General features: G+C 57.1%; 13 protein-coding genes. 4 read left to right on the plus strand and 9 right to left on the minus strand.

Annotated elements, in window-relative coordinates; translation table 11 throughout:
- Nucleotides 1-166: 166 nt before the first annotated feature.
- Nucleotides 167-1,300, minus strand: coding sequence for an ABC transporter substrate-binding protein (locus tag ASE07_RS05735; RefSeq protein WP_057289855.1), 1,134 nt, complete (start codon nucleotides 1,298-1,300; stop codon nucleotides 167-169).
- Nucleotides 1,301-1,573: 273 nt separating this feature from the next.
- Here ASE07_RS05735 and ASE07_RS05740 point away from each other — a divergent pair, with 273 nt between their 5' ends.
- A complete protein-coding gene (locus ASE07_RS05740) occupies nucleotides 1,574-2,227 on the plus strand; it encodes a GNAT family N-acetyltransferase (protein WP_057289856.1) in 654 nt (217 codons plus the stop codon).
- Nucleotides 2,228-2,256: 29 nt separating this feature from the next.
- Here the strand turns inward: ASE07_RS05740 and ASE07_RS05745 are convergent, their stop codons facing one another.
- Entirely contained in the window at nucleotides 2,257-2,748 is a 492-nt protein-coding gene (locus tag ASE07_RS05745; protein ID WP_057289968.1) for an Lrp/AsnC family transcriptional regulator, read from the minus strand.
- A gap of 179 nt (nucleotides 2,749-2,927) precedes the next feature.
- On the opposite strand from ASE07_RS05745, the gene phhA reads away from it, so the two are divergent.
- Entirely contained in the window at nucleotides 2,928-3,821 is an 894-nt protein-coding gene (gene phhA, locus ASE07_RS05750) for a phenylalanine 4-monooxygenase (RefSeq protein WP_057289857.1), read from the plus strand.
- Nucleotides 3,822-3,863: 42 nt separating this feature from the next.
- Here the strand turns inward: phhA and ASE07_RS05755 are convergent, their stop codons facing one another.
- Nucleotides 3,864-4,169 (minus strand): hypothetical protein, encoded by a 306-nt coding sequence (locus ASE07_RS05755; RefSeq protein ID WP_057289858.1) that lies wholly within the window; start codon nucleotides 4,167-4,169, stop codon nucleotides 3,864-3,866.
- A gap of 310 nt (nucleotides 4,170-4,479) precedes the next feature.
- On the opposite strand from ASE07_RS05755, the gene ASE07_RS05760 reads away from it, so the two are divergent.
- On the plus strand, nucleotides 4,480-4,938 hold the full coding sequence (locus ASE07_RS05760) for a GGDEF domain-containing protein (RefSeq protein ID WP_057289859.1): 459 nt from the start codon (nucleotides 4,480-4,482) through the stop codon (nucleotides 4,936-4,938).
- Between the two features lie 94 nt (nucleotides 4,939-5,032).
- Here the strand turns inward: ASE07_RS05760 and ASE07_RS05765 are convergent, their stop codons facing one another.
- Nucleotides 5,033-5,362, minus strand: coding sequence for a hypothetical protein (locus ASE07_RS05765; protein WP_057289860.1), 330 nt, complete (start codon nucleotides 5,360-5,362; stop codon nucleotides 5,033-5,035).
- Between the two features lie 526 nt (nucleotides 5,363-5,888).
- Between ASE07_RS05765 and ASE07_RS05770 the strand changes: the two genes are divergently transcribed.
- Complete coding sequence (locus tag ASE07_RS05770) at nucleotides 5,889-6,746, plus strand: DUF72 domain-containing protein (protein WP_156396414.1); 858 nt, start codon at nucleotides 5,889-5,891, stop codon at nucleotides 6,744-6,746.
- Here the strand turns inward: ASE07_RS05770 and ASE07_RS05775 are convergent.
- From ASE07_RS05775 to ASE07_RS05795, 5 genes are all read right to left on the minus strand, one after another.
- Nucleotides 6,724-8,124, minus strand: coding sequence for a serine/threonine protein kinase (locus ASE07_RS05775; protein ID WP_057289861.1), 1,401 nt, complete (start codon nucleotides 8,122-8,124; stop codon nucleotides 6,724-6,726). The genes ASE07_RS05770 and ASE07_RS05775 overlap by 23 nt on opposite strands.
- A gap of 3 nt (nucleotides 8,125-8,127) precedes the next feature.
- Nucleotides 8,128-8,871 carry a metallophosphoesterase family protein gene (locus ASE07_RS05780; RefSeq protein ID WP_057289862.1) on the minus strand — a complete coding sequence of 248 codons (744 nt, stop codon included), beginning with the start codon at nucleotides 8,869-8,871 and terminating at the stop codon, nucleotides 8,128-8,130.
- Between the two features lie 134 nt (nucleotides 8,872-9,005).
- Entirely contained in the window at nucleotides 9,006-9,713 is a 708-nt protein-coding gene (gene queC / locus ASE07_RS05785; RefSeq protein WP_057289969.1) for a 7-cyano-7-deazaguanine synthase QueC, read from the minus strand.
- A gap of 138 nt (nucleotides 9,714-9,851) precedes the next feature.
- A complete protein-coding gene (locus ASE07_RS05790) occupies nucleotides 9,852-10,679 on the minus strand; it encodes a DUF3108 domain-containing protein (protein WP_162256862.1) in 828 nt (275 codons plus the stop codon).
- A gap of 2 nt (nucleotides 10,680-10,681) precedes the next feature.
- Nucleotides 10,682-11,857, minus strand: a complete 1,176-nt coding sequence (locus ASE07_RS05795) for a DUF3108 domain-containing protein (protein ID WP_057289863.1) — start codon at nucleotides 11,855-11,857, stop codon at nucleotides 10,682-10,684.
- Nucleotides 11,858-11,997: the final 140 nt, after the last annotated feature.

An 11,997-nucleotide genomic window follows, 5' to 3' on the forward strand; every position in this document is an offset into this window, starting at 1 on the left:
TTGGGAACCCGAAGGGCGGCGAAGCGGGGTCGCCTTTCTTGGCTTACCTTCTTTGGCGAAGCAAAGAAGGTAAGTGGCCCGCCGGGGCCAGTCCCGGCAAGCATCCACGAAGAACAAACAGCCCAGAACCACCGAAGAAAATCCCAAAACAAAAACAACAAAACCCCTATCGAACAAACCTCCCATCCTTCCCAATCATCGTCAACTCAACAAACTCACTCCCCGTATGATCCCCCGCCCCATACGTCACCATCAACCCACCAAAATCCACCCTCTGCATCGATTCCAGCGCCCGCACAAACCCGTCACGCGTCAACTTCGGTCCTGCACGCCGTAAGCCCTCCACCAGCACCTTTGCATTCACATATCCCTCCATCGCCGCATACGAAATCGTCGCTCCCGATGCCTTTGCGGCCGAACTAAACTCCTGCCCCAGCTTGGTCGTTACCAAATGCGGTGCAGGCGTAATCTGCGACACAATCACACCGTTGCCAGCCTTGCCCAGATCCTTCACAAAAGCATCCGAGGAATTGTTCGACAAGGTCATGATCTGCGTATGGCTTCCCGCCGCACGAATCGCCTTGATCACATCGATCGTGTTTTTGGCGGAACTGACGATGATCAGCGCTGAAGGATTCGCTTTCACCACCTCGGCAGCCGCCGCAGCGTTATCCGGATTCACACGGCCAAACTTGATGACGGCAGCGGGCTGCAGCTTGCGTGCCGCCATCGCTTTCTGGAAACCTTCCAGTCCATCCTGGCCAAAGGCATCGTCCACATGCAGGATGCCAATCGCCTGAATCCCGATGGTGGTGAAGTGCTCAACGGCACGTACCACTTCATCCTGATATTTCGCGCGAATGTTGAACAACATTTTGTGCGCCGGCTGATGAAAGATCGTTGCGCCGGTGCTGGGAGCGACCAGCGGGACATTGTTCGCCTCAAGCAGAGGCAGGATGCCTTTTGTGTGCGGCGTGCCACGACCCTGGAACAACGCAAAGACACGGTCTTTTTTGATCAGGGTTTCGGCATTGGCGAGTGTCAGGGCAGGGTCGAACTTGTCGTCGAGCATGCGCATCTCGATCTTGCGACCATAGATGCCGCCTTGTTTATTGACCTGATTGAAATAGGCGTTCGCGCCTTCATTCATTTCCTTCACGGGACCAGCGACCGTGCCGGTGATCCCCACGGTCTGCCCGATCAAGATCGTGTTGTCAGTGACGCCTTCTTCTGCCGATGCCGCAATTAACGTTCCGCCTAACAATAGTGCCGCAAGTGCCTTGCGTCGCAACGAAATCATGTTGTCCCCTCAATGTATCAAAAAGTTTACGTACGGAAAGAATATCCCATGCACTCTTTGCCGACGATGGTGCGCGTCGCAACTGTGGGTTTTACGTAACAGTCCGGATAAATATCGCCTGTGACGATTGATTACTCTCAACCTGCACGTATATAGAAGGCAGTCTCCTGCGGTGTTTGCGCATATGGCCTACAATGCAATGGTGCATTGCACAAACCCAATTTCTGCAGGAATCGGCATGAAATCGATTGATCTGGAAGGCTTGATGCCACCATGAGTACTACCACTGCTACTGGCACGGACCGCCCTGTAGTCCGCGTCAAGGAACTGTCCGAACGCGACAGGCGCCGCTTGCTGATGCATTTTCTTGCGCTCGACGACAGCGATCGATTGCTTCGCTTCGGCACGGTACTGCCTGATGAGTTGATTACCCGTTATGTGCAGAAGCTGGATTTTTCACGCGACACCGTGTTTGGCGTGTATGACGACAACCTGCGGTTGCTGGGTGTCGGACATCTGGCCTTTACCGCGCGTGAGACTTCTCCGGTTCTGCATAACGCGACACTCAAGGCCCGAATCGCTGAGTTCGGCGTTTCCGTGTCGTCCAATGCGCGCGGCATGGGCATCGGTTCGCGGTTGTTCGAACGGGCGGCGATACGTTGCCGTAATGAGGATGTCGATACCTTGTACATGCATTGCCTGTCTTCCAACCAGACCATGATTCATATCGCCGCAAAAGCGGGCATGAAGATTCATCGCGAATACGGGGAAGCTGACGCTTATCTCAAGCTACAACCTGCGAGTCCGGGAACGATGCTGGCGGAAGCCATGGAAGAACAATTCGCGACTTTTGATTACGGGTTCAAGGCCAATACCAAGGCGGCGCTCAAGTGGTGGAATCGCTTGCCGGGAAGGAAAGGAAAGTAGGCCATCTTCCTACTGCGGCGGCGCCCTCATCACACCAATGGCAGCGCCGTCGTATCCTTGATCCTCTGCAGCGCAAAGCTCGACTTCACGTCCATTACTGCGGAATGCCTGAGCAGCGTCTCCATCATGAATTGCGAGAAGTGCTCCATGTCTTCCACATGGACTCGCAACAAATAATCCATTTCGCCTGTCATCGCGTAGCAGGCCACAACCTCGGGCCAGTTTGCGACCGATGCAGCGAAATCGGCGCGTGGCGAATGTCCGCCGGCCGGATGACTATCGTTGTGCCTCTCCAGCCGTACATTGACATAGGCTAGCAGTCCCAGCCCGATTTTGTCCGGATCAAGCAGGGCTACGTACTGACGAATAACGCCGTTCTCTTCAAGGTTCTTGATCCGCCGCAGGCAAGGCGAAGGCGACAGGTTGACGCGCTCGGCAATTTCCTGGTTCGTCAGCCTGCCATCCGCTTGCAGAATGGAAAGGATTTTTCGGTCGGTCTTGTCCAGGTTAATTTTTGGCATGTTCAGCCTCTTTGGTGCGATATGGAGCAATATTATTGCCCATAATCCGATGAAGAGCGCAATCATCGCAATTTTATGCCTTGGCGTCTTGACTATACTGTCTTCATCCTTTTGCCATGTCATCCACGAGATTTACGGTGATGGACTGGCGGTCAAGTACAAGTCACGGAGACATCAACATGAACACCACAGTAGACCAGGCGGATTTTTTCAAGACGCTTGAAGAAAAGTCGGATGGCGGTACGCTGCGCGGCGACTACAGCCGCTGCGACGCAAACTATATCGTCCAGCAGGACTGGTCGGCATACACGCCTGAACAGCATGCGTTGTGGAAAAAGCTTTATCAGCGCCAGGCAAAGCTGGTGCCGGGGCGTGCTTGCGATATGTTCATCGATAGCCTGGCAAAGATGGATGCCAGCGAAGAGATTCCCCGTTTCGATCGCACGACTGAAGCCTTGCATAAGGCCACCGGCTGGGAACTGGTCGCCGTGCCCGGCCTGGTGCCGGAGCTGACCTTCTTCGAGCATCTGGCCAATCGCCGCTTTCCAGTCACCGTGTGGCTACGCGAAGCCCATGAATTTGACTACATCGTCGAGCCCGATGTCTTCCACGACTTCTTTGGCCATGTGCCGTTGCTATTCAATCCGGTCTTTGCCGATTACATCCAGCAATATGGGCAGGGCGGCCTGAAGGCGCTCAAGACCGATGGTCTCACGCATCTTGCGCGGCTCTACTGGTACACGGTGGAGTTTGGACTGATTGAAAGCCCGCAAGGCTTGCGCGCCTATGGTGCTGGCATCTTGTCATCGGGCGGAGAAATAGAGTATTGCCTGACAGATCCCGCGCCGCGTCGAATTCCGCTCGACATCGAACGCATCATGCGTACGCTGTACAAGATCGACTCGTACCAGGAAACGTATTTTGTGATCCGCGATTTCGAGCAGCTGTTTAAGGCAACCGCGCCCGATTTCACGCCGATCTACGAGCGCCTGAAAGATCAGGAGGCGCTGCCTGCCAACACCTTGTTGCCCGGCGAGATCAACCTGCCGCCCAATCCAAAGATGGCGGGCTGAGCAAGGAGGGGCTTAGTGGCTACCGTGCTAAAACGCTAGCCACTAACTGGAGAGCCGGCTGCGCAACAGGACGCGAATTTCTTCGCGCGTCACTTTGCCATTCTTGTTGATATCCAGGCGCTCAAAATTATTGACGATCCGCTCCATGCCGGCGGTCCGGGCCTCGGCCATGGTCAAGCCGCCGTCATTATCCATGTCCGCTGCCTTGAATTGCTCATCGAATTTCGCGAGATGCCGCTGCGGCTTGGTTGCTGGTGACGCGGCGGGATTGGGTGTCTGTTCAGTGGCAATTGCCAGTCCGGCACCAAACACGGTACCGATTACCATGCATGCCAGGATGTAGTGCATCACATTCTCCAAAAGCTCGCTCGAACGATTCAAATGTAAGCAGAGCCCCGTTGTTTCACCAAGGCATTTACGCCTTGTTACACCTCGAAGTGGGCTTTCTCCTGCAATCATCTTCCTTTCTGCTTCCATCGGATGCTAAATTGCCAAGCTGACGGTTCTCGATTGGCATCGGACTACAGCTATGTGACGCCAACGTTACAATTGGTGCATGGCGGCCCATAGTTCTTGCTGATCTACGGCGTTGTTTCCGCCGTCACGCTGTGGTGTATCGGCGACCGCTTCAGTTATCCAGGTACGTCCGGAGATGGAAATGCAGCGCAGCGAGCGTTCCGGACGGCCGTTCTGCCTGGTCATGCTGGATCTGGATTTTTTCAAGAACATAAATGACCACTATGGTCATCCGGTCGGCGATGAGGTGCTCAAGGTGGTGTGCGGGATCGCCAGTGGGGCGTTGCGTGGTGTGGATGCGCTCGGGCGTCTCGGTGGCGAAGAGTTTGCCGTACTGTTGCCCGAAACATCGCTCGACGCCGGCTTCACCACGATGGAAAGGGTCAGAACGGCCGTCAGTGCCTATGACTGGAACACCATCGCCCAAGGGATTGCCGTCAGCTTTTCCGCCGGTATTGCCTGCCATATCCCGGACGACAGCGTGCAAACCATGACCAAGCGCGCCGACGACGCGTTGTATCGTGCAAAGAACGGAGGTCGCAATCGCGTCATCGTTGCCGAGCCTGAACTGGCCGGTCATGTTGCCGGTGCCGGACGCTGATTTCGTGGTTCCCTGCTTCTCCGCTTCTCCCAACGTGTCGCAACGCAGGCCCGCGTCTTCAAACCGGCGTTCAAGCGCAATGTCAAACTGCCTTTCAGGTAAGTTGATAACGCAGTGCCGACAATTCGATATGCGTCAGAATCACGGCACTCTTGACCGCATAGTTCATGCCGTCGTAAGGATGGATGCGATGCTGTGCTTCATCGCTGAGCCGCGCGAGCTCATCGACGCTTTGCCGCATCCGAGGTTCGTCGCGTGCGTGCAATGCCTGCTGTGCCTGGCTGGAACGCTGTCGCAGCCTGCTCACGCATTCCTTCAGTTCTTGAGGAACGCTTGCATCCGAGTGGCATGCCTGCACGGCATGGATGATCGTGCGGTCGATAAAGACCAGGCGGTCCAAGATTTCGTCGTCGTGCGCTTTCATGCAAGACTCCCTTCATACCTCGATAGGGTGCAGCGATTTTCTGGAAACCTGAACACAGCGATGGCGGTTCAGGGAATCATGTCTGGCGCAAATGATGTCGTGTGAGCCAATCGGATGGCATGCTGATCATGAAGTTCCTGCTGAAAATGTTTGGCAAAATCCGGCGCATCAAGTCAGTCGAGTGAGTTGCCCAAGCTGCGATAGTTACGTTCGTTATTACGATAGTTGCGTTAGTCGCATGAGATCCATGACCCACGGTCCATGGTATTAGACGTTCATGCGGTACGGGTGATACCGGTGACGCCTTGCGATAAATCTCAAAGCATTGCGCGATTCATTACATTGCGCGGAACATGTGTTCCAACTGCGGGTCTGGTCTCTGAGTGCTGCAAATAGATTGTGCTCCCGCTTCTGATACGGATCAACTTGCATTGCACAATGTCTGACCAGCACATGCATGATGAAAATTGGTGCGCTGCGGCGTGCTTGCCTATTGATCAGATATCAAGTCCTATCAAATCTTTGCATGCAAAACCCATTGGAGTCTTCGCTCTTCATCGGCTGCGCGGGTTGGGGAATTCCATCCACGGTGGCCGACCAGTTCGGTGGTGAAGGGAGCCACCTCGAACGATACGCGCGCGTGCTGACGGGTGTCGAAATCAACACTTCATTCTATCGGCCGCATCGTCCGGTGACGTATGCACGTTGGCGCGACAGCGTGCCTGCCGGCTTTCGCTTTTCGGCGAAGGTCCCCAAAATCATTACGCATGAAATGCGCCTCAAGGATGTCGCCGATCCGCTCGAGCGCTTTGTCGGCGAAGTACGCAATCTTGGCCACAAGCTCGATTGCCTGCTGGTGCAATTACCGCCGCGCCTTGCGTTCGATGCCGATGTTGCGCACCGGTTCTTTGTCGACCTGCGAACAATGATCGACGTCGACGTGGTCTGCGAACCGCGCCATGCGAGCTGGTTCACGCCGGTCGCCGCCGACCTGCTGCATCACCGCAAGGTCTCGTACGTGATCGCTGATCCCCAGGTGAGCACGGTGCCGATCGACGACATCGCTGGCCACATGCCAACTGTGTATCTGCGTCTGCACGGCTCGCCGGAAATGTATTACTCCGCCTACACGGACACGTATCTTGACGAGCTTGCCGTGCGTATCAGAGCTTATCTGGACGGGGGCAGCAAGGTCTGGTGCGTGTTCGACAATACTGCTAACGGTGCTGCAGTACCGAATGCGTTGTCGTTAATAAAGCGGCTGAAGGGCTTTGTCGATCAAGTCAGTCCGCTCGATCAATCCATTCAATCGCTTCAAGCAATTCAGACAAGGCAGCCCAGCCAACCCAGCCTGCTGGACCTCAGCCGCCACCCGCACTCTTGACCACGGTGACCGTGCAATCAGCCTGTGCCACGACTTGCGACGATACGCTGCCGAGGTAACGACGCAGCACCGACCTTCCTCGTGAACCGATCACAATGTGGTCCACATCATTGACTCTCGCGTAGTCGACGATGGCCGATGCCGGGTCAGGCGCTTCCAGCACATGGTAGGTGATCTTATCCGGCGCGATCGCCAGCGGCCGCGCCCAGTGCTTCAGTCCGACCAGATGCTTGACATGGATATTGCGTCCCTGACGGTCGACCACCTCATCCATGCCGATGCGATTGGTCTTCTGCACGGTAATGCAGGCGAGGCGGGCACCCGGTTCCGTCTGCAGTATGCGACGCGCGGCCGTGCGCAGTGCCTCGGCCAGCGATTCCGAACCATACGACAAGTCGATCGCGACGACGATGATGGGCGCGTGCGTCAGCTGTTGGCCTGCCGATTGCTGCGATGAGGCTTCCATGCCGACCGCATGGAACCAGCGGCGTACGACGACAAAAAAACCATCCCTTGCGTGCTTGTCCGCGCGGGCGGTCAGTTGTACCTGATCAGGATTCTGCAACTCAAATGCGAGTTGTGCCGCGGTATCGTGGCGTGAACCCGGGTCCACTTCGAGGCAGCGCAGAATGATCTCCTGCAACCATGGGGGAATCTTTGCATTCAGTGCGCGTGGCGGTACCGGATCACGGTACAGGCGACGCCGCAGCCCGGATACAGTCGTTGGAAACCCATACGGGCGTTCGCCTGTCGCCAGGTGGTAAAGCAATACGCCCAGCGCAAACAGATCGCTGCGCGGATCATTGCGAATATGCAGCACCTGTTCCGGCGAGATGTACGGTCCGGTACCCATGGGCAGGCGGAATTCCTCGGCCAGCAGATCGGGCAGTCTGTCATGGCGCGACAGGCCATAATCAATCAGGATCGCTTCGCCGTTTTCACGAAACATGATGTTGCTCGGCTTGACGTCCAGGTGAATCACCTGCTGTCGGTGCAGATTGTGCAAGGCGCTGGCGACACGAATCCCGATGCTGATCACTTCGTCGACCGGCAGCGGCGAGTCGTCGAAACGCGCACGCAGGGATGTCCCTGCAATCAGTTCCATCACGATATATGGCTGTCCGGTAAAGTCGCCCGATGCCACAAAATGCGGCACATGCGTACCGTTCAGTTTGGGCATGATCATTTGCTCGACTTCAAAACCCACGATCGCCGCCGGATCGTGGTTGTCGCCGAGTATCGGGACTTTCATCAGCAGGGGAGGGTCATCAGGCGCTTCTTCTCGCGAGACGCGCCAGAGCATGGCCATGCCGCCCTTGTGCAGACGCTCTTCCAGGCGGAAACCGTCAACCACCATGCCTGCCTCGAGACGCAGCATGCGTTACAGACCGTGCTGCAAACGATTGCCGACGCTTTGCGGCAAGCCGGCGGAGCGAATCTTTTCCGCCGCCGTATCGTAGTCATACGGCACGCGGAAATAGATCAGCTCATGTGTGACATCGTCATACAGCGCATAACAAGCGGCGGGATTGCCATCGCGCGGCTGGCCGACCGAACCGGGCAGTACCAGCCAGTGCCGCTGTGTGCCGAGAGGAATGCTGCTATCGCCGGTCGGCACGAAGGACGACACCTTGCCCGTCGGCGACATGTTGTACAAGGCCGGTTGATGCACGTGTCCGCAAAAGGTAATCCGGCACTGCGTCGCGTACATGCTCTTCAGCGCCTCCACCGTGCCGGTAATGTATTCCCAGCTGTGCGGGTCGGCCGCGGTAGCATGCACGAAGAGGCAATGACCGGTCTCCTGCGTCATGGGCAGTTGCTCGAGAAAGTTGCGCTGCTGTTCATTGAGCTGCGAACGCGTCCATTCGACCACTGCGCGTGCCTGGGGATTCATGTTCTTGCCCGCCGCCTGTGAAATCGCGGCATCATGGTTTCCCTGCACCGCGATCGCACCGTCGGCGACGTACTCCATCACGGTATCGACCACCCAGCCCGGATCGGCGCCGTAGCCGACAAAGTCACCCAGAAAGGCATAACGTTGGGCGCGGCGCTCTTCGGCATGCGCAAGACAGGCGGTGAACGCCTCACGGTTGGCATGGATATCGGTAAGGATGGCGATCAGCATGGTGGCGAGCGGGTATCGTACTTACTGGTGGGGCAAATCCTGCCCATGAACGGCACACCGACACTATCGGCATGCCATGTGAAGCACCTATCTTATCGTGCGAGTCTTTGAGTTTCCTTACACCGCATGAACGTTCAGGTTGCGCTCGCAATGTATTCCCGATAGCCGCGTGCCCGTAGCTCGCAGGCAGGGCAGGTCCCGCAGCCATAGCCCCAGTCATGCAGTGCGCCGCGTTCGCCGAGATAGCAGGTATGCGTGTCAGCCCGGATCACATCGACCAGCGCCTGGCCGCCAAGGTCAGCGGCAAGCTTCCAGGTTTCGGCCTTGTTGATCCACATCAGCGGAGTTTCAAGCTTCAGACGTGTCGCCATGCCCAGATTGAGCGCTACCTGCAAGGCTTTCATCGTATCGTCGCGGCAGTCGGGATAACCGGAAAAATCGGTTTCGCACATCCCGCCGACCAATACATCGAGTCCACGGCGATAGGCGACGGTGGCAGCCACCGTCATGAACAGAAGGTTGCGCCCCGGCACGAAGGTATTGGGCAAGCCGTCGTCCTGCATTGTGATTGCGACATCACGTGTCAGTGCAGTGTCGGAAATGCTGGCAATCAGCGAGAGGTCGATCATATGGTCATCGCCCAGCCGGGTATCCCAGTCCGACGACAGCGACCGCATTGTCCGTAGCAAGGCAGGTCTCACGCTGAGTTCGATGGCATGCCGCTGCTTGTAGTCGAAGCCGATGGTTTCCACGCGCGCATAGCGGGAAAGCGCCCAGGCGAGGCAGGTGGCGGAATCCTGTCCGCCGCTGAAAAGAACGAGTGCGCCGTTGTTGGTAGTCATGAGTCGGATCAAAAAATAAATGGAGAAGCAGGCCGCGATGATCAGGAATCTTTCCGCTGGCATCGGCTGCAATGCGTACGACCTGGCGAATCAGTCGGAACTGTCGGGCTTGCTGACGGTGCTTACGCAGATTATGGCTTACGGTGTCTTGCGATTCAGTTCCTGCAAGGTTTGTTCGATATAGTCGCCGTTATCTTCGCTGTAGCGTACGCGCACTGGATACCACTCCAGCGTCGGCGCCAGCCAGATGTCGAGAAGCTGGTCCTTCGAATCGGGCGTCGGCACCCGCTGCACATGCAGGCTGTTAAGTTCGCCCAGCGGCGTGTGAATAGTATCCTGGCCGACTACCTTGAACACCCATTCATCCGCATCGCGCTGACCCGCTACGACCACCTTCCACACAAAGCCCGTCTTGAACTTTTTGGACATCCCACGGGCGACCCCGGCGAGTTGCCAGATCACGCTGTTGCGATCCTGCTCGCCGCCCTGGATGGGATATTGTTCGTCGGAGCTGCTGAAGGTAATCCGGTTTTCCGAGCGATCGAAAGATGTGGTGGTCGCCGGGCGCCGAAAGCGTTTTTCCGTAATGCTGGTGGGCGCCAGCCCATCAGCATCGATAAGGCCTTCGCTTTTCGTATCGAGTATTTTGCCGACGATCATCGCGCGGGCTTCATTGCTGATGCTGAAGGAATTGCCCGTCATGCTCCAGCGCATGACCGCATCGCCTTCGATCGGCATGCCTTTCTGTTTTGCCTGTATGGAATAGGACAGGTCAGCCGAAGGGGGGAAACTGATCTTCGCTTTTGTCGCCGGCTTTGCGGACGCCACAGGTATTACAGGCACCACAGATGCTACCGGCACCGCAATTGCCGTGGTGGGTTTGGTGGCCGCGTTTGCCGCGACCGTGCCCGCTAGCAAGCCGGACAGTAGGACGGCCGCAGCCATCGTTCGCATGAGTGTATTCATCGTTAGTTGGTTTGTGTCGCCGGCGGTATGCCGGCATTCAGATTGGACAAGGACATTTCCAGATAGTCGCCGTTGGTCGATGTCTGGCGCAGCCTGACCGGATACCATTGCTGTTGCGGTGCGAGCCAGATGTCGATGATCTGGTCGTAAGCTTTTTGACGAGGCGCACGCCGTACATGCCAGGCTTTCATCTTGCCGAAGGGCGTCTCGATCTCTTCCTCGCCAATCACGCCGATGCGCCATGTTTCAGCGTCGCGAGCGCCGGCCACCACGATATCAAACGCTGCGCCCGGCACAAAACGTCCCGGATCGCCGCGACCGATGCCGGCCAGTTGCCACATCACGCTGGCGCGATCCTGTTCGCCACCCTGATAAGGGTAGACGGCTTCCGATGCGGAAAAGGTAATTTTTCGCTTTTCCTGCTGAAAATGGGTATTGGTCTGCGACTTGTTCCGTGGCTTTTCGCTGTACAGGAGCGGGGCGACGCCCTGTTCGCTGATCAAGCCCTCGCTCCTGAATTGCAGCACAGTCAGGTTGATCAGCAGTAGCGAGGCATTGGCTTCGCCGGTAATACTGTAACGCCCGCCTGCGCTTTCCCAGACGAAGGTTCCAGATCCATACCATTTCTGTTGGCCGCGCAATGCAATCACGTCATAGTCAAGTTGTGCGGAAGGCGGCAAGGCAACGGGGTATTGCGGTGCTTCGGTAGTGGCAGATGCGGTGCTCTCGGCGGGAGAGAGTGGCGTCGGTTCCGCCGAATCTGCCGTATCAGGCGTGGCCACCACCACGGGTGTTTCCACGCTGGTACCGGGTGCTTCCATGCCGGCCGGTGCAAGCTGCGCGAGTGCGTCCGGGTTGGGCGCCGGCGCGGCTTCAGGCGGAGGTGGTGGCGATGCTGCCGGTGGTTTTGGCGGCTTCGGTCTGGCAGGGCGCGGTTTTTTTGGAATCGTTTTCTTTGGCGGCGGTGCAGGGGTTGCTACTGGGACAGGGGGAGCCTCGTTCAGCGCGATGGTGATGACGGGTGCCTGTTGCTCGCCTTGCAGGGACGGCAGACCGAGACGTCCTTCTGCCCATTGAAAAACCAGTAGATGCAGGAATGCAGTCACCACCAGGACGACAACGATGCGCGGCGCCCGGTGCTTTTTGGATGGTCTGCCAGAATGCGGAAAATCGATCATTCCGCTAGTGTAGCAACCTCTGCGCCGTCATCGTGGGCAGACGTCAAGTTTCATTGCGGCAAGGACGTCGCGACGTGCGGCAAAGCGTATTTTGCGCCGCCGGTCTTTGATTGTTCTCACATGACAGCTGGCCCGGCCGG

Source organism: Noviherbaspirillum sp. Root189 (genome assembly GCF_001428545.1).
In the GTDB taxonomy this organism is placed as follows: domain Bacteria; phylum Pseudomonadota; class Gammaproteobacteria; order Burkholderiales; family Burkholderiaceae_D; genus Noviherbaspirillum.